Source organism: Burkholderia sp. LMU1-1-1.1 (assembly GCF_040675865.1).
In the GTDB taxonomy this organism is placed as follows: Bacteria; Pseudomonadota; Gammaproteobacteria; order Burkholderiales; family Burkholderiaceae_D; genus Rugamonas.
Genome location: NZ_JBEGHG010000018.1, coordinates 19258 through 35986 on the forward strand (window position 1 = coordinate 19258; position 16729 = coordinate 35986).

Here is a 16729-nt window from a genome sequence, read left to right on the forward strand (position 1 = left end):
GCATCGATGGCGAAAATGAGGAAGGCAAGGGAAGATGGCAAACATTCTGGTAGTGGACGATGAGATGGGTATCCGCGAGTTGCTCTCGGAAATCTTGAGCGACGAGGGACACGCAATACAGCTGGCCGAGAACGCCCAGCAGGCACGCGAAGCGCGCGCCGGCGGCGCGCCGGATCTGGTGCTGCTCGATATCTGGATGCCGGATACCGATGGCGTCACCTTGCTCAAGGAATGGCAGCGCGACGGCTTGCTGACCATGCCCGTGATCATGATGTCCGGCCATGCGACTATCGATACGGCAGTCGAGGCCACGCGCATCGGCGCGCTCAATTTCCTGGAGAAGCCGATCGCGCTGCAAAAGCTGCTCAAGGCGGTTCAGCAGGGCCTGACGCGGGCGCAGGAAACGGTGCGCGCGCCGGTGCTGGCGCCGCGTCCGGCGGCGGTCCAGCAGGAGGAGGCGCCCAGCGCCGGCTTCAATCCGCCCAACCCCGCCGCCGCGATCGCGGTGCGCGGCGGCGCCACCATCGCCGGCGCCGACAACCACATGTTCAACCTGTCGTTCGACCTGCCGCTGCGCGAGGCGCGCGACGCCTTCGAGCGCATGTACTTCGAACATCATCTGGGCCGTGAAGGCGGCAGCATGACGCGCGTGGCCGAGAAAACCGGCCTCGAGCGCACCCACCTGTACCGCAAGCTCAAGCAGCTGGGCGTGGAGCCGGGCAAGCTGGCCAAGAAAAACGTCTGACGCCGTGAGCGGTGTGGACGTCTCCGCCGGCGCCGCCGTCCGGGCGCCGGTGCCGACGTGGCTGGTGACCGGCGCCCGCGCCGGCGCGCGCGAGGCGGCCATCGCCGCGCGCTTGGCCCATGATGATGGGCCCGACGGTGGCATGGAATTGCCCACCGTTATTATTCTGGAAGGCTTGTCGGACGGCGGTTCGGCGCTCGCCTTCGACCCCGCCGACGGTCCCCTCGGTGTTGCTCCTGTTCCAAAAGTGTTGCGAATTGCCCCAGGCTGTCTCCATTGCAGCGGGAATCTCGTTTTGCGAGTAACATTGAATCGTGTGCTGCGTCATCCACCGGCGCGGCTCTACATTAGTCTGGCCACTGCTGAACACCTCGAACTGCTGCGTGCATGGCTGTCCGAGCCCCCGTACGGCGACTTGCTAGATTTGCAATCCGACATCGCGGCCTAAGCCCTGCCTGCAGATCGGGTCCTGTTCTTTAGACTTGAATCGTCCACTTTGAACCCCATGTGGGTAGTGAAGTGAAACCAAGCAGTGTTTCGCCCCTGGAGAAAGGAAGCAAAATGAACCTCATCTATAACAGCGAGCAATACAGCGTTGTCGAATTCGGCGCCGATCGTAGTCTGGATGCATTGCGCTTTGGCGGCTATGAAATCGTCGACAAAGGCGGCAAGCGGGAGATTTTTATCAACGGCATCCTGGCACAGAACTTCCGCCGCGACGTCAACGAACTGATCGCCGGCGAGCCGACTATGGCCGAGATTGATGAATTTTTAGGCAGTTACGACGAACTCATGAGCCATCCGGTGCTGTTGCACTGACGGCTAGGGTCGTTTAGTCGCTCGTTTGAATCACAGGGCGGGTCACCTTACGGTGATCCGCCCTGTTCACTTTTGTGGTTGGTCTTGTTCGGATGCCCCCGGTAGTGCCGGTGATCGAATAGGCGAAGAGGATGTCGTCCTCCCTGTTATATTGTCAGTCGCAAGTTAATCGCTAGAAGAGATAAGAAATAATGTGTCAGCTACTCGGCATGAACTGCAATGTCCCGACCGACATCGTGTTCAGTTTTACCGGCTTCGCCATGCGCGGCGGCCATACCGACACCCACCATGACGGCTGGGGCATCGCCTTCTTCGAAGGCGCCGGCGTGCGCCACTTCGTCGATCACCAGGCGGCCATCGCCTCGCCGATCGCCGAGCTGATCAAGCGCTATCCGATCAAATCCACCAATGTCATCGCGCATATCCGCAAGGCGACGCAGGGCCAGGTCGCGCTGGAGAACTGCCACCCGTTCGTGCGCGAGTTGTGGGGGCAGTATTGGGTCTTCGCCCATAACGGCGACCTCAAGGAATTCCATCCGTTGCTGAACGGCGCCTTCCGCCCGGTCGGCAACACGGATAGCGAGCGGGCGTTTTGCTATATTCTGCAGCAGTTGCGCGCCCGTTTCGGCGAACAGCGTCCGGCGCTGGCGGAATTGCGGGCGGCGTTGGGCGCGCTGGTCGACGAAATCGCCGCCCACGGCACCTTCAATATGCTGCTATCGTCCGGCGGCGAACTGTTCGCCCATTGCTCGACCAACCTGTTCTATCTGGTGCGCAAATATCCGTTCGACACCGCCAAGCTGTCCGACGAGGATGTCAGCGTCGATTTTTCCCAGGTGACCACGCCCAACGACCGGGTGGCGATTATCGTTACCCAACCGCTAACGACCAATGAACAATGGACAGCATTTGCCAGCGGCGAACTGAAGCTTTTTATCGACGGTGTGCCACAAGCGATTGATTAAACGCTAAATTGTCAAGACAGTCGGGATTATTGCTGTCAAAATCTTAGTACAGCGAAATATTCGCTCCCTGACAAGAATGGCAGAAGCAATGATCGATCTCTCCCAACATGACGCCGGCCCGCGCAATCTGCGCGTGCGCGAATTCTATCTGGGACGCCAGCCGATCCTCGACCGTAACCAGAACCTGTTCGGTTATGAATTGCTTTTCCGTAATGCTCCGGTTGGCCCGGCCCACATCACCACCGAGCTGTCGGCGACGGCGGCGGTGATCGCCCACGCGTCGCAGCTGGGCATGGAAAAGACCGTCGGCGACGCGCTCGGTTTCGTCAATGTCGACGCCGACGTCATCATGACCGACATTTTTTCCTTCCTGCCGCGTGAAAAAATGGTGCTGGAGATTTGCGCCACCGAGCCGGTCACGCCGCGATTGCTGGCGCGTGTGGAGGAATTGGCCGGCCAGGGTTTCCGCTTTGCGCTCGCCGATGTCAGCGGCGAGAGCGAGACCGTCGGCGCGCTGCTGCCGTGGATCGAGTACGTCAAAATGGACATGCGCAGCACGCCGCTGTCGATCTTGATGAAGCTGGCGCCGCGCTTCCGCCAGCAGAAAAAGAAACTCGTGGCGGAGAAGGTCGAAACCCGCGAGGAATTCAAGAACGCGCTGGACCTGGAGTTCGATTATTTCCAGGGTTATTACTTCTCGCGGCCGGTCATCATGAGCGGCAAGAAGCTGTCGCCGTCGCAGCTGGCGGTGATGGAGTTGATGACCCTGGTGACGTCGGACGCCGACAATATCGATATCGAGCGCGCGATCAAGCGCGACGTCTCGCTGGCGCTCAATCTGCTGCGGCTGGTGAATACCCCGGCGGTGGGCGCGCGCCAGCGCATCGATTCGCTGAGCCAGGCGGTGACCTTGCTGGGCCGGCGCCAGTTGCAGCGCTGGCTGCAGATCATGTTATATGCCGAACCGAGCAAGCGCGGTCACAGCATGACGCCGTTGTTGATGCTGGCGACCACGCGCGGCCGCCTGCTGGAACTATTGGCCAGCAAGCTGCGGCCGAGTCAGCGCCACGTCGCCGATATCGCCTTCACCGTCGGCATCATGTCGTTGATGGATACCTTGTTCGGCATGCCGATGGCGGACATCCTGGCGCAGATACCGGTCAACGACGACGTTTCGCAAGCGCTGCTGTATCGCGACGGCTTCTACGGCGACCTGCTCAAGCTGGCCGAATGCATCGAGCGCATCGAAGAGATGGACGAGCACATCGTCCCCGCGCTGCGCAATCTGGCGATGTCCACCGACGAGTTGGTGGAGCTGGAGCTGGCCGCGTTCGAGTGGAGCGACAACGTGGTGCGGTACGCGCTGTGAAGGTTGTTATCAGCCCTTGAGGGAAATTCTCAATCACCTCGGAACCACGTAGGGCGGATTAGGCGGCACGCCGTAATCCGCCATGCATGCGTCGCCGACGGAGCATGCATTGGCGGATTACGCTGCGCTAATCCGCCCTACGTCGCGTGCCCGGCCCCCGGCCAATGCTTGACCAGCTCCGGATCGGTGCGCATCTCCCACAGCGCCAGCACCGCCACCGCGACGCCGACGATCACCGAGTTCCACGTCAACTCGACGTCGCCGGCCAGCCCCAGCACCCACGGCGATACCGCCACCCATATCCCCAACAGCAGGTTGATCGTCACGGCCCAGAAGTAAGTCTTGTACAGATCGAACGCCGCCAACAGCGCGATCACCGCGCCGGAAATAAATGCGGTCCATGCCTGCAGCGACGGTATCGGATAGCCGAACACCCAGGGTGTGATAAAGAACCACAAGCCCAGTAACAGGATCAGCTGGTCCTGCCAGCGCCTGGCGGACGTGTTGGATGTAGTTGCCATACTTTCCTCCCTAGTATCCCGCCGAATGACGGCTTACTTTCTTAGTCCGTTGGCGTTCTTAAAAGTTCAACGTTGCCCAAACCTGGACCGGCGTGCCGCTCAGCGTTTCAGGCCGTCGATGAAGCCGGACAGATCGCGGTTGAACCGGTCCGCCTCCTCGAGGAACGGCGCGTGGCCCGAGGCGTCATATAGCTTGCTGCGGATACGCGGATTCACTTCGGCCGCCCTGGCGATCGACGGCCGCGTCTTGACCAGCGCGTCCTGGGCGCCGTAGATCAGCAGCACCGGCACCTTGGCCTTGCCCAGGCCGCCGGCGACGTCGACCTTCATCGACTGGACCGCGCGCTGCATGTCCCAGGAGGCCACGGCGGCGTTGGCCAGCAGGCGCTCGAAGTCGGGCGCGGCGGGCTGGGTGTGGAAGCACAGCCGCAGGAAATCGCGCACCGCATCCAGGTGCGTCTTCAAGTCCGGCGCGTTCAGGTCGCGGTAGACCTCGGGGTGGGCGACGATCTGCTCCGGTTTGAGTTCGATCACGCCATCGACGTACACCGCGCCGGCGATCGCGCCATCCCCGTACGCCGCCAGATAATTCGAGATGACCGCGCCGCCCAGCGACCAGCCGACCAGCACCGGCCTGGCCGCCCGCGACGACTTGATGACGGCTTGCAGATCGTCCGCCCAGCGTCGTCCGTCGCTGTACGCTTCGGCATCGGCCGGCTTGCCGGACAGCCCGTGTCCGCGCATGTCGTAGCTGATCAGCCGGTAGCGTTGCAGCCGTGGATCGCCCACTTGCGCTTCCCAGTTGAGGGTGCTGCCCAGCAGGCCGTGGATGAAGATTACCGGGGCGCCTTGCGGATCGCCGGATTCGCGCACGGCCAGCGTGACGCCGTCCGGCGCGGCGACGGTATAGGTTTTTGTTTCGGCCTGGGCGGACGACGCGGCGGCCAGCGCGCAGGCGAGCAGCATGGCGCGCAGCAAGGGAAGTATTGACTGGAAGAGGGTCATGGCGCGGCTCCAAAAGTTGATCGGGAGCGCGTAGTGTCAACCCTCACGCCGGTGTCAGGGTCAAGCGGAAAATGCTATCCTGTTCGCATGACCAAAGCAAACCATTCCGAGCCGCTCAGCATCGGCAAGCTGGCCGGCGCCACCGGCGCCAGCGTGCGCTCGATCCGCCACTATGACGATCACGGGCTGCTCAAATCGCTGCGCGCCAGCAACGGCTACCGGGTTTTCCCACCTGCGGCCGTCACCCAGGTGAAGCAGATCCAGCGCATGATCGCGAGCGGATTCAGCCTGGCGGAGATCCGTTCGTTTCCCGATTGTATGTTGATGATAGAAGGCGCTGCGGCGTGCAGCGAGACCACCGAAGCGCAGCGCAAGCGGCTGGCGTCGATTGAAAAACAGATCGCGGAGCTGGAGCGGCGCCGCGCGCGCCTGCTTAAAACGTTGGCCGAGGGCACCATTCCTCCGCTCGATTAGCGCGCGGCGCCGGGCTCAATGTCCAGTCCGTGTAGAAATGGTGGACCTGACCCCGGAGTTGCGTTTAAGACAGGTTCGGCGCCAGCCAGCGCTCCAGCTCGGCCTTGTCGACGTTGCGGCGCGCGGCCATGTCGGCCAGTTGGTCTTCGCCGATTTTGCCGACCACGAAGTACTTCGATTCCGGATGGGCGAAGTAGAAGCCGGAGACGGCCGCGCCCGGATACATGGCGAACGATTCGGTCAGTTCCATGCCGATCTCTTCGGCCTGCATGGTCTTGAACATGTCGCGCTTGACCGTGTGCTCCGGGCAGGCCGGGTAGCCCGGCGCCGGACGGATGCCGGCGTACTTCTCGGCGATCATGTCATCGTTGCTCAGATCTTCTCCCGCCGCGTAGCCCCACAGGTCCTTGCGGACGCGCTCGTGCAGGTATTCTGCGAAGGCCTCGGCCAGGCGGTCGGCCAGCGATTTGAGCATGATCGACGAGTAGTCGTCGTGTGCATCCTCGAAGCGCTTCTCGTACTTTTCGATGCCCAGGCCGGCGGTGACGGCGAACATGCCGATGTAATCCTTCACGCCCGATTCTTTGGTGGCGATGAAGTCGGACAGGCACTGGTTCGGCCGCTGCACGCCGTCGACCACCGGCTTGACGCCCTGCTGGCGCAGGCCGTAATACGTGAAGTCGACCGTGCTGCGGGTGTCGTCGGTGTAGATCTCGATGTCGTCGTCGTTGACGGTGTTTGCCGGCAGCAGCGAGATGACGCCGTTGGCGGTCAGCCAGCGGCCGTCGATGACTTTCTTCAGCAGCGCCTGGCCTTCCTCGAACACCTTGGTGGCCGCCTCGCCGACCACTTCGTCGGTCAGGATGGCGGGGAACGGGCCGGCCAGGTCCCAGGTCTGGAAGAACGGGCCCCAGTCGATGTAGCGCGCGATGGTGGCCAGGTCGACGTTCTTGAACTCGCGGCGGCCGATGAACTTCGGCTTGACCGGCGCGCTCGCGCCGTCGAAGGACAGCTTCATCTTGTTGGCGCGCGCGTCCTTGAGCGACAGCATCGGCAGCGCTTTCTTGTTGGCGTGCTGCTCGCGGATGCGCACGTAGTCCTGGGCGATGTCGTCGATGTACTGCTGGCGGCTTTCGGGCGTCAGCAGCGACTGCGCCACCGACACCGAACGCGAGGCGTCCGGCACGTACACCACAGGACCCTCGTAGTTGTGGGCGATCTTGACGGCGGTGTGGGCGCGGCTGGTGGTGGCGCCGCCGATCAGCAGCGGGATTTTCAACATGCGGAAATGCTCGTCGCGCTGCATCTCCTTGGCGACGTAGGCCATCTCCTCGAGCGACGGCGTGATCAGGCCGGACAGGCCGATGATGTCGGCGTTTTCCAGCTTGGCGCGCGCCAGGATCTCGGAGCAGGGCACCATCACGCCCATGTTGACGACCTCGAAGTTATTACACTGCAGGACCACCGAGACGATGTTCTTGCCGATGTCGTGGACGTCGCCCTTGACGGTGGCGATGACGATCTTGCCCTTCGGTTTGGCGACGATGCCGGTGCGCTTTTCCTCGGCCAGCTTTTCCTCTTCGATGTACGGAATCAGGTGGGCCACGGCCTGCTTCATCACGCGCGCCGATTTGACCACCTGCGGCAGGAACATCTTGCCCTGTCCGAACAGGTCGCCGACGATGTTCATGCCGTCCATCAGCGGGCCTTCGATCACGTGGATCGGACGGCCATTGGCGGCCAATACCTGCTGGCGCATTTCCTCGGTGTCGTCGGTGATGAACTGGGTGATGCCGTGCACCAGCGCGTGCGCCAGGCGCTTTTCAACCGGGGCGTTGCGCCATTCCAGGTTCTGCGCGTCCTGCTTGCCGGCGCCGGCCTTCAGCGTGCCGGCGATGTCGATCATGCGCTCGGTGGCGTCGTCGCGGCGGTTCAGCACCACGTCCTCGACGCGTTCGCGCAGTTCGGCCGGCAGGTCGTCGTAGACGCCGACCATGCCGGCGTTGACGATCCCCATCGTCATGCCGGCTTTGATCGCGTGGTACAGGAACACGGTGTGGATCGCCTCGCGCGCCGGGTCGTTGCCGCGGAACGAGAACGAGACGTTGGAGACGCCGCCCGAGATCTTCGCGTGCGGCAGGTTCTCCTTGATCCAGCGGGTGGCGTTGATGAAGTCCACCGCGTAGTTGTTGTGCTCCTCGATGCCGGTGGCGATGGCGAAGATGTTCGGGTCGAAGATGATGTCTTCCGGCGGGAAGCCGACCGTGTTCACCAGCAGCTTGTAGGCGCGCTCGCAGATCTCGATCTTGCGCTCGAAGGTGTCGGCCTGGCCTTTCTCGTCGAAGGCCATGACGATGACGGCGGCGCCGTAGCTCAGGCACAGGCGCGCCTGGCGGATGAACTCCTCCTCGCCTTCCTTCATCGAGATCGAATTGACGATCGATTTGCCCTGCACGCATTTGAGGCCGGCCTCGATCACCGACCATTTCGACGAGTCGATCATGATCGGCACGCGCGAGATGTCCGGCTCCGACGCGATCAGGTTCAGGAAGCGCGTCATCGCCGCCTGCGAGTCCAGCATCGCCTCGTCCATGTTGATGTCGATGACCTGGGCGCCGTTTTCCACCTGCTGGCGCGCCACCGACAGCGCCTCGTCGTACTGCTCGTTCAAGATCATGCGCGCGAACGCCTTCGAGCCGGTGACGTTGGTGCGCTCGCCGACGTTGACGAACAGCGAGCTCTCGTCGATCGTGAACGGCTCAAGGCCCGACAGGCGCTGCGCCACCGGCACCTCCGGCACCGCGCGCGGCGCGGTGGTGGCGAGCATTTCGCCGATGGCCTTGATGTGGTCCGGCGTGGTGCCGCAGCAGCCGCCGGCGATGTTGACGAAGCCGGCGTCGGCGAACTCGCGCAGCAGCGCCGAGGTGTCGGACGGCAGCTCGTCGAAGCCGGTGTCGCTCATCGGGTTGGGCAGGCCGGCGTTCGGGTAGATGCAGACGAAGGTGTCGGCGATCTGCGACAGTTCCTGCGCGTAGGGGCGCATCAGCGCCGCGCCGAGCGCGCAATTGAGGCCGATCGTCAGCGGCTTGGCGTGGCGCACCGAGTTCCAGAACGCCGGCACGGTTTGGCCGGACAGGATGCGCCCGGAGGCGTCGGTGACGGTGCCGGAGATCATCAGCGGCAGGCGCGGCAGGCCCGGGTTCCCGGCATAGAATTTGTCGATCGCGAACAGCGCGGCCTTGCAGTTCAGGGTGTCGAAGATGGTTTCGACCAGCAGCACGTCGACGCCGCCCTCGACCAGCGCGGTGGTCTGCTGGAGGTAGGCCTCGACCAGTTGGTCGAAGGTGATGTTGCGCGCGGCCGGGTCGTTGACGTCCGGCGAGATCGACGCGGTCTTCGGCGTCGGCCCGAGGGCGCCGGCGACGAAGCGCGGTTTGTCGGCGCTGCTGTACTTGTCGCACGCGGCGCGCGCCAGCCTGGCCGCCTGCAGGTTCATCTCGTAGGCCAGGTGGGCCATGTGATAGTCGTCCTGGGCGATCGTGGTGGCGCCGAAGGTGTTGGTTTCGATCAGGTCGGCGCCGGCGGCCAGGTAGCGCTCGTGGATTTCCTGGATCACGTGCGGCTGCGTCAACGTCAGCAGCTCGTTGTTGCCCTTGACGAACAGCTCGCGCGCGCCGCTGTCGGCCGGCGCGGCGAAGTCGATGAAGCGTCCGGTGGGGCCGCCACGGTAGGCTGTCTCGTCGAGCTTGTACTGCTGGATGATCGTGCCCATCGCGCCATCGAGGATCATGATGCGGCGCGCCAGGATTTCGCGCAGCTGGGCATCGGTCTTGGACATGACGGTATGGGACACGGAGTTGTTCATCTATTACTTTCTTTGATCGGAGGGCGCGGCGGACGAGAGCGGTCGCCGGTCTAAAATTATACGGCATCCCTGAATAAGCTTCAGGCAACCGCTGCGTCCCAGCAACAGAAATTCGGTTGACAATGTTTTTCAGCCGCCAAATACTGTACATATCGGTTCACTTTTGAACTTTTGTGTTTGCAGACAGAGGGAAGCATTTATACTTCCCGTTCGTAAATAAAGGAATTCTTGATGTCCATCTCCTTCGCATTTCGCAGCATCGCCGCCGTCGGCGCGTTGACCCTGGCGCTGGGCGCCAATGCCGAAAGTTTCGCCTCGTCGGCCTCCAGCGCCGGTTCCGCGTCAAGCGGCAGCGTCTCCGATTCCCTGTCCGGTTCCAGCGACAGCTCCAAGGGCGACCGCAAGGTGGCCGATGGCGACTACCGCATCATCCAGATCGCGCAGACGCCGGACCGCGCGGGCCGCACCCGCCTGACCCTGCAGGCCGATAATCCGGACGAACGCATCGTGCTGGACATGCCGCAGGCGACCTTCGAGCAGCAGCAACTGGCGGCCGGCGACAAGATGTATGCGCAAAACCGCGTCTACGGCATCGAGTTCGGTCGCGGCGACACGCGCCAGCCGTTCTATCTGGTGCTGGCCGACGAGTGGTACAGCGAACTGGCTTCGCGTCCGGTCACGCTTTAAACGTTGGTGAAGACCTTGCGCGCGCTGGCGCCGCTGCTGCTGGCGTGCGCCGTGTTGGGCGCGTCCGGCGCGGCGCACGCCGGCGCTTCCAACTCGTCACGCTTTTGCGACCGCGCGCAGCCGCTGACGGCGGCCGAGCAGGATCGCCTGCTGCGCTTCGCCGGCGTGCTGCGCGAGGAACTGGCGGGCGGCGGCGACAGTGTGGCGCTGGTCAGCCGCTCCGGTCTGGACTTGTCGCGTTTCGGCATCCGCTATTCGCATGCGTCGCTGGCGTGGCGCTCGGAGGAGGGCGTGTGGTCGGCGCGCCAGTTGTACTACGCCTGCGATGAGAGCCGGCCGCGCATTTTCGATCAGGGCCTGGCCGGTTTCGCCATGGGCACCGACGATCCCAAAGTGGGCTACCTGAGCATCGTACGGCTGCCGCCGGAATCGGTGCTGGCCCTGCGCCCGGCCTTGCTGGACCGGCCGCGCGTGCAGCATATGCTGGCCGCGCGATACAGCGCGAATGCCTACGCTTACAGCACGCGCTACCAAAACTGTAATCAGTGGGTGATGGAGATGCTGGCCGCCGGCTGGGGCGATCTGCCCGATGGCGGCGATCTGCGCGAGAGGGCGCAGGATTGGCTGCGCGGGCAGGGGTATGCGCCGGAGCCGGTCGATGTCAATTCACGGCTGCTGATGCTGGCGTCGTACTTCGTGCCGCTGGTGCATTTGAGCGATCATCCGGAGCGGGATGTGGCGGAGATGAAGCTGCGGGTCAGCCTGCCGTCGACGATAGAGACTTTTGTGCGGGCGCGTTTCCCGGCCAGCGAGCGCGTGGAGCTTTGCCATGACGATCGGCGCATCGTCGTCCGGCGTGGCTGGACGCCGATCGCCGACGGCTGCAAGCCGGAAGAGGGCGATCGCGTGGTGCGGTTGGATTAGGACCGGACGTCGCGCTGTGCGTGGGCGATCGCGTCATCCAATCGGTCATTCCCCCAGAACATCGCGTCGCCGACCATGAAGGTCGGGGCGCCGAAGATGTGCCGCGCCCTGGCTTGTTCGGTGCGCGCGCGCAGGCGGGCTTTGTTGTCGTCGGTTTGGGCCTCGCGCAGGATGGCGCCGGCGTCCTGGCCGAGGGCCGACAGGATGTCGGCGATGCAGTCGGCACTGGCGATGTCGCGGTCGTCGGCGAAATTGGCCAGCATCGCGCGCTCGCAAAAGTCCGTCATCCATGGCTGGTCTTCGCACAGGATGCCGACGCGGGCGGCGAGCATCGAATTGCGCGGGAATTCGGATGGTTGGCGCCAGGGCAGGCCGTACTTGGCGCATTGGCGCGGCATGTCCTGCCAGACGTAGGCGCCTTTGTCTTTTTGCAGGACGAAGGGGGAGGTGTTCCAGCCCGCGTCCTTGAAGATGGGGCCGAGCAGGAAGGGGCGCCAGACTACGCCATCGGGGACGAGTTGGCGGATGCGCATCACGCTCAGGTAGCTGTAATTGCTGGCGAAGTCGAACCAGAATTCGATGGGCATATGATGTCCCCTTCCTTGCTCGGAGTGTTACAGGACCGTCACCAGCTTCTCGCGCGAACGGCGCACCTTCTTCAGGCCTTCCAGCCAGTCGCCTTCGGGTTCGCGGTAGCCGAGCGGCAGTATCACGACGCTGCGCAGGTTGCGCTCCTTGAGCGACAGGATGTTGTCGACGGCGGCCGGATCGAAGCCTTCCATCGGCGTGCTGTCGACGCCCTCAAACGCTGCCGCGACCAGCGCCACGCCCAGCGCGATGTAGGTCTGGCGGGCGGCCGATTCGTAGTTGCCCGACTGGCCGCGCGCGGCGACGATGCCTTTCAATTTGGCGCGGTAGGCTTCCCAGCCCTCGTTGACGGTGCCGCGCTGTTCGTTGGTCAGGTCGAACATCATGTCGATGCGTTCTTCGGTGATGTCGTCCCAGGCGGCGAACACCAGCAGGTGCGACGCTTCCGTCACCGGCGACTGGCCCCAGGCGACTTCGCGGATCTTGGCGCGCAATTCCGGGTTTTCAACGACGAACACCTCGAACGGCTGCAGGCCGCTGGAGGTCGGTGCCAGGCGCACCGCTTCGAGGATGCGCTCGAGCTTGTCGGTATCCACTTTCTTGGAAGGATTGTATTTCTTGGTGGCGTAGCGCCAGTGCAGCTTGTCGGTCAAATCGGTCATGTAGGGCTCCTGTCTAAAGTGCTTCCAGGCGAGGCTGGAAGCGGGGAACCATCATAACGTGCAATCCAAGAGCTTGCTTAAACCCGCCCGAATCTTACTCGAAAGTAAGGTTCTCCAGCGGGAAACCCTTGATGAACTCGGCGGCCGGCAGGCGCTTGCCGCCCGGTTTTTGCAGCTCCGTCAAGCGCAGCGCGCCGGTGCCGCAGGCGACCACGATGCCGTGTTGCGCGTCGGCCGCCAGCACCTGGCCGGCCGGCGTTTTGCTGTCGGCCGCCATCACTTCGGCGCCCCACAGCTTGACGTTGACGCCGTTGACCGTGGCGTGCGCGCCGGGGAAGGGATTGAAGGCGCGGATCTTGCGGCCGATCTCGACGGCGGACATGCCGAAGTCCAGCGCGGCCTCCTCCTTGCTGATCTTGGCGGCGTAGGTGACGCCTTCCTCCGGCTGCGTGACCGCTTCGAGCTGGTTGTGTTCCATCTTGCGCAGCGCCTCGACGATCATCTTGCCGCCCAGCGCGGCCAGCTTGTCGTGCACCATGCCGGTGGTGTCGCGCTCGCCGATGGCGACGCGCTCGGTCAGCAGCATCGGGCCGGTGTCCAGGCCTTCCTCCATCTCCATGATGGTGATGCCGGTTTCCTCGTCGCCGGCCTCGATGGCGCGGTGGATCGGCGCGGCGCCGCGCCAGCGCGGCAGCAGCGAGCCGTGGATGTTGAGGCAGGGTTTGATGTCAAGCGTGCTGCGCGGCAGGATCAGGCCGTAGGCGGCCACCACCATGACGTCGTACGGCGTCGACAGCAGGCGCGCGTGGGCGGCCAGCGCCTCCCCGGCGCGTTGCGGGTCCTTGCTGTCGGTGCGCAGCGACAGCGGCTGCAGCACCTCGATGCCGTGCGCGACCGCGTATTGCTTGACGGCCGACGGTTGCAGATGCATGCCGCGACCGGCGGGGCGGTCGGGCTGGGTCAGGACCAGCGGGATTTCGAAGCCGGCCTCATGCAGTGCTTGCAGCGCCACGGCGGCGAATTCCGGGGTGCCGGCGAAGATGACTTTCATGCGTAGGCTTTCATGCTCAGTACCGGCGGCCCTGCGCGCGCAGTTGCGCTTCGCGCTCGAGGCCGCGTTCTTCCTTGATCATCTTGGTCTTGATGCGGTTGCGCTTGAGCGGCGACAGGTATTCGACAAAGACCTTGCCCAGCAGGTGGTCCATCTCGTGCTGGATGCAGACGGCCAGCAGGCCGTCGGCTTCGACCTCGAACGGCTGGCCCTTGACGTCGAGCGCGCGCACCTTGATCCTGGCGTGGCGTTCGACGCCGTCGTAGACGCCCGGCACCGACAGGCAGCCTTCGTCGTAGACCTGCTTCTCGTCGCTGGCCCAGATGATTTCCGGGTTGATGTAGGCCACCAGCGCGTCCTTGGTCTCGGTGATGTCGATGACGACCAGTTGTTCGTGCACGTCGACCTGCGAGGCGGCCAGGCCGATGCCGGGCGCGTCGTACATGGTCTCGGCCATGTCGGCGACCAATTTCTCCAGGCGCTCGTCGAAGACGGTGACTGGCTTGGCGACCTTGTGCAGGCGTGGGTCGGGGTAACGCAGAATATTTAAGATGGCCATGTCTGTACTGTGTTGATAACTATGTGATTGCCTTGATAACGCGCGGCCCTGGAAGACGGTTGCCGCGGCGATTTCCCCCACCAAAAATGCAACAGCCGCGCTGCTTGCCGTAGCGCGGTTTCGCTTGCTAGTTCAGGGTTTTATGGGCAGAATTTGATTCAAATTAGCAACCTTATCCTCTGATAAGGAGACTGCTTGCTGTTGTGTGCCGGCGCTGGTTGCTAGCGCATCTACCGGACCTACTAATGAAAAATTTTAGCACAGTCGGCACCCGCTTAGTATGGACGGCTCTATTTTGCGGCGTGGTGGCGGCTCCGGCGGCCTCGGCGGCGGCCGCGCTCAAGTGCGCGTTCCGGGCCGATGCGCCCGACCAGCACACGGTGGTCCGGGGCGATACGCTGTGGGACATCTCCGGTAAATTCCTGCAACAGCCGTGGTGCTGGCCGACCGTCTGGGGCATGAACCGCGACGAAATCGCCAATCCGCACTGGATCTATCCGGGCCAGATCATCTGGTTCGACCGCACGGCGGGGCGCCTGCGGCTGGGCAACAGGATCGACGCCAACGATCCGGCCACCCAGCGCCGCTCGCCGGGCGTGCGCACCGAGGGCCTGGGCAAGGACGCGGTGCCGTCGATACCGGCCGGCGTCATCGAACCCTTCCTGAGCCAGCCGCTGATCATCGAAAACGACGAACTCGCGGGCGCGCCGCGCATCGTCGCCACCCAGGACGACCATGTGTTCATCGGCAAGGACGACAAGGCGTATGTGCGTGGCGAACTCAAAGGCAATACCTCGTTCCAGGTGTTCCGGCCGGGCAATCCCCTGCGCGACCCGGTCACCAAGCAGGTGATCGGCCACGAGGCCTTCTATCTAGGCACGCTCAAATTGCAGGCCGCCGCGCAGCCGGCCAGCGGCAGCGATGTGCACACCTTCGTCGTCGCCAGCGCCAAGGAGGAAATGGGCAAGGGCGACCAACTGCGCGCCATTCCGCCGATGCCGATGCAGAACTACGTGCCCCATCCGCCCGAGCAACGGGTGGAGTCGCGCGTGATGGCCATCTACGGCGGCGTCACGCACGCCGGCCAGAACCAGGTGGTCAGTATTAATCGCGGAAAGCTTGACGGACTCGATGTCGGCGCCGTGCTGCAGCTGTACCATGCGGGAAGAACTGTGAGCGATTCCACTGCGCCGAAGAGCTGGCTGGGGATGCGCGAACAGCAGGTCAGGTTGCCGGACGAGCAAGTGGGCAGCCTGTTTATCTTCCGCGTGTTCAAGCATATTTCCTACGGCTTGATCATGCAGGTGACGGCGCCGGTGGAAGTGGGCGACGTCGCCAAGTCGCCGGAGTGACCCCCGCCGTGCAAGCCACGGAAACCCCCACCCCTCCCACGGCGCCCGCGCTGATCGCCTGGCTGCGCCTGGAGCGCACCGAAGGCGTCGGCCTGCTGAGCGCGCACCGGCTGCTCGACAGGCTGGGCTCGCCGCAAGCCATCTTCGACGCCAGCCGGCAGCAACTGCTGGCGCTGGTCAAACCCGACCAGGCCGACGCCCTGCTGCGGCCGCCAGCGCCCGCCGAAGCGGCCGCCCTGGCGGCCCAGGCCGACGCGGTGCTGGCCTGGCGCGGGCAGCCGGGCAATCTGTTCCTGACGCTGGACCATCCCGACTATCCGGCGCGGCTGCGCGAGATCGCCGCCGCGCCGCTGATGCTCTACGTCAAGGGCCGCGCCGAGCTGCTGACGCGCAGATCGGTGGCGGTGGTCGGTTCGCGCAACGCCAGCGTCCAGGGCATGCTCAACGCCGAGCGCATGGCGCACGCGCTGGCGGACGCGGGACTGACCATCGTCTCCGGCCTGGCGCTGGGCATCGACGCGGCCGCGCACGCGGGCGGCCTGTGCGGCGACGGCGGCACCGTGGCCGTGATCGGCACCGGCGCCGACCGCATCTATCCGGCCAGCAACGGCAATCTCGCGCGCCGCATCGCCGAGGAGGGGTGTATCGTCAGCGAGTACCCGCTCGGCACACCGCCCTTGCGCGACAATTTTCCACGCCGCAATCGCGTCATCAGCGGGTTGGCGCACGGGGTGCTGGTAGTGGAGGCGGCCGCCAAGTCCGGCTCGCTGATCACGGCGCGGCTGGCCATCTCCCAGGGGCGCGACGTGTATGCGATGCCGGGTTCGGTCCACGCGGCGCTGGCCAAGGGTTGCCACCGCTTGATACGCGAGGGCGCCAAGCTGGTCGAAACGGCCGCCGACGTGCTGGAAGATATGCAAATGGCGACCGACGGCATGGCCGGCGCCCGGCCCGCGATCGACGACAGCTTCGTCGACCGGGTGCTCGACGCGATCGGCGAGCATCCGGCCCGCGCCGACACCTTGGCGGTCAGGCTGGGACAGTCCGCCGCCGAGCTGCAGGGGCAGTTGCTGGCGCTGGAACTGGCCGGTTTGCTGGAGCGTTTGCCGGGTGGAATGTTTCAACGGTTGCGTGGGTAGACAG

17 protein-coding genes are annotated in these 16729 nt (G+C 64.2%); 10 read left to right on the forward strand and 7 right to left on the reverse strand.

What is annotated here, in order from left to right:
- Nucleotides 1–34: 34 nt before the first annotated feature.
- From MRBLMU1_RS16715 to MRBLMU1_RS16735, 5 genes are all read left to right on the forward strand, one after another.
- Nucleotides 35–745, forward strand: a complete 711-nt coding sequence (locus tag MRBLMU1_RS16715; RefSeq protein ID WP_363503336.1) for a response regulator — start codon at nt 35–37, stop codon at nt 743–745.
- A 4-nt stretch (nt 746–749) separates the two neighbouring features.
- Nucleotides 750–1193 (forward strand): GTPase, encoded by a 444-nt coding sequence (locus MRBLMU1_RS16720; RefSeq protein WP_363503338.1) that lies wholly within the window; start codon nt 750–752, stop codon nt 1191–1193.
- Between the two features lie 113 nt (nt 1194–1306).
- A complete protein-coding gene (locus tag MRBLMU1_RS16725; RefSeq protein WP_090316980.1) occupies nt 1307–1564 on the forward strand; it encodes a BTH_I0359 family protein in 258 nt (85 codons plus the stop codon).
- Between the two features lie 191 nt (nt 1565–1755).
- A complete protein-coding gene (locus MRBLMU1_RS16730) occupies nt 1756–2529 on the forward strand; it encodes a class II glutamine amidotransferase (RefSeq protein ID WP_363503340.1) in 774 nt (257 codons plus the stop codon).
- Nucleotides 2530–2617: 88 nt separating this feature from the next.
- Complete coding sequence (locus tag MRBLMU1_RS16735) at nt 2618–3898, forward strand: EAL and HDOD domain-containing protein (RefSeq protein ID WP_363503342.1); 1281 nt, start codon at nt 2618–2620, stop codon at nt 3896–3898.
- Between the two features lie 137 nt (nt 3899–4035).
- Here MRBLMU1_RS16735 and MRBLMU1_RS16740 read toward each other — a convergent pair whose 3' ends face one another.
- Entirely contained in the window at nt 4036–4419 is a 384-nt protein-coding gene (locus MRBLMU1_RS16740) for an SPW repeat protein (protein WP_363503344.1), read from the reverse strand.
- 99 nt (nt 4420–4518) lie between these two features.
- On the reverse strand, nt 4519–5424 hold the full coding sequence (locus tag MRBLMU1_RS16745; RefSeq protein ID WP_414646089.1) for an alpha/beta fold hydrolase: 906 nt from the start codon (nt 5422–5424) through the stop codon (nt 4519–4521).
- Nucleotides 5425–5511: 87 nt separating this feature from the next.
- Between MRBLMU1_RS16745 and MRBLMU1_RS16750 the strand changes: the two genes are divergently transcribed.
- The gene (locus tag MRBLMU1_RS16750; RefSeq protein ID WP_363503346.1) at nt 5512–5898 is read left to right on the forward strand and encodes a MerR family transcriptional regulator; all 387 of its coding nucleotides are present in this window, start codon (nt 5512–5514) and stop codon (nt 5896–5898) included.
- A 64-nt stretch (nt 5899–5962) separates the two neighbouring features.
- Here the strand turns inward: MRBLMU1_RS16750 and metH are convergent, their stop codons facing one another.
- Nucleotides 5963–9736: a methionine synthase gene (gene metH / locus MRBLMU1_RS16755; protein WP_414646090.1), complete on the reverse strand. Its 3774-nt coding sequence runs from the start codon at nt 9734–9736 to the stop codon at nt 5963–5965.
- A 258-nt stretch (nt 9737–9994) separates the two neighbouring features.
- On the opposite strand from metH, the gene MRBLMU1_RS16760 reads away from it, so the two are divergent.
- Complete coding sequence (locus MRBLMU1_RS16760) at nt 9995–10450, forward strand: hypothetical protein (protein WP_363503350.1); 456 nt, start codon at nt 9995–9997, stop codon at nt 10448–10450.
- 6 nt (nt 10451–10456) lie between these two features.
- On the forward strand, nt 10457–11374 hold the full coding sequence (locus tag MRBLMU1_RS16765) for a DUF2145 domain-containing protein (protein ID WP_363503352.1): 918 nt from the start codon (nt 10457–10459) through the stop codon (nt 11372–11374).
- Here the strand turns inward: MRBLMU1_RS16765 and MRBLMU1_RS16770 are convergent.
- The 4 genes from MRBLMU1_RS16770 to def all read right to left on the reverse strand — a co-directional run bounded on the left by MRBLMU1_RS16770 (nt 11371) and on the right by def (nt 14234).
- Entirely contained in the window at nt 11371–11961 is a 591-nt protein-coding gene (locus MRBLMU1_RS16770) for a 2-hydroxychromene-2-carboxylate isomerase (protein ID WP_363503354.1), read from the reverse strand. The genes MRBLMU1_RS16765 and MRBLMU1_RS16770 overlap by 4 nt on opposite strands.
- A gap of 27 nt (nt 11962–11988) precedes the next feature.
- Complete coding sequence (locus MRBLMU1_RS16775; protein WP_363503356.1) at nt 11989–12624, reverse strand: nitroreductase family protein; 636 nt, start codon at nt 12622–12624, stop codon at nt 11989–11991.
- A 94-nt stretch (nt 12625–12718) separates the two neighbouring features.
- Entirely contained in the window at nt 12719–13675 is a 957-nt protein-coding gene (fmt, locus tag MRBLMU1_RS16780) for a methionyl-tRNA formyltransferase (protein ID WP_363503358.1), read from the reverse strand.
- A gap of 16 nt (nt 13676–13691) precedes the next feature.
- A complete protein-coding gene (gene def / locus MRBLMU1_RS16785; protein ID WP_363503360.1) occupies nt 13692–14234 on the reverse strand; it encodes a peptide deformylase in 543 nt (180 codons plus the stop codon).
- 245 nt (nt 14235–14479) lie between these two features.
- Between def and MRBLMU1_RS16790 the strand changes: the two genes are divergently transcribed.
- Both MRBLMU1_RS16790 and dprA read left to right on the forward strand, forming a co-directional pair.
- Complete coding sequence (locus MRBLMU1_RS16790; RefSeq protein ID WP_363503362.1) at nt 14480–15586, forward strand: LysM peptidoglycan-binding domain-containing protein; 1107 nt, start codon at nt 14480–14482, stop codon at nt 15584–15586.
- 8 nt (nt 15587–15594) lie between these two features.
- Nucleotides 15595–16725, forward strand: a complete 1131-nt coding sequence (gene dprA / locus MRBLMU1_RS16795; RefSeq protein ID WP_363503367.1) for a DNA-processing protein DprA — start codon at nt 15595–15597, stop codon at nt 16723–16725.
- The last annotated feature ends 4 nt before the right edge of the window (nt 16726–16729 follow it).

Coding starts and splice junctions, on each gene's coding strand:
- MRBLMU1_RS16715 (WP_363503336.1), top strand. CDS start 35: ATGGCAAACATTCTGGTAGTGGACGATGAGATGGGTATCCGCGAGTTG.
- MRBLMU1_RS16725 (WP_090316980.1), top strand. CDS start 1,307: ATGAACCTCATCTATAACAGCGAGCAATACAGCGTTGTCGAATTCGGC.
- MRBLMU1_RS16730 (WP_363503340.1), top strand. CDS start 1,756: ATGTGTCAGCTACTCGGCATGAACTGCAATGTCCCGACCGACATCGTG.
- MRBLMU1_RS16735 (WP_363503342.1), top strand. CDS start 2,618: ATGATCGATCTCTCCCAACATGACGCCGGCCCGCGCAATCTGCGCGTG.
- MRBLMU1_RS16740 (WP_363503344.1), bottom strand. CDS start 4,419: ATGGCAACTACATCCAACACGTCCGCCAGGCGCTGGCAGGACCAGCTG.
- MRBLMU1_RS16745 (WP_414646089.1), bottom strand. CDS start 5,424: ATGACCCTCTTCCAGTCAATACTTCCCTTGCTGCGCGCCATGCTGCTC.
- MRBLMU1_RS16750 (WP_363503346.1), top strand. CDS start 5,512: ATGACCAAAGCAAACCATTCCGAGCCGCTCAGCATCGGCAAGCTGGCC.
- metH (WP_414646090.1), bottom strand. CDS start 9,736: ATGTCCAAGACCGATGCCCAGCTGCGCGAAATCCTGGCGCGCCGCATC.
- MRBLMU1_RS16760 (WP_363503350.1), top strand. CDS start 9,995: ATGTCCATCTCCTTCGCATTTCGCAGCATCGCCGCCGTCGGCGCGTTG.
- MRBLMU1_RS16770 (WP_363503354.1), bottom strand. CDS start 11,961: ATGCCCATCGAATTCTGGTTCGACTTCGCCAGCAATTACAGCTACCTG.
- MRBLMU1_RS16775 (WP_363503356.1), bottom strand. CDS start 12,624: ATGACCGATTTGACCGACAAGCTGCACTGGCGCTACGCCACCAAGAAA.
- fmt (WP_363503358.1), bottom strand. CDS start 13,675: ATGAAAGTCATCTTCGCCGGCACCCCGGAATTCGCCGCCGTGGCGCTG.
- def (WP_363503360.1), bottom strand. CDS start 14,234: ATGGCCATCTTAAATATTCTGCGTTACCCCGACCCACGCCTGCACAAG.
- MRBLMU1_RS16790 (WP_363503362.1), top strand. CDS start 14,480: ATGAAAAATTTTAGCACAGTCGGCACCCGCTTAGTATGGACGGCTCTA.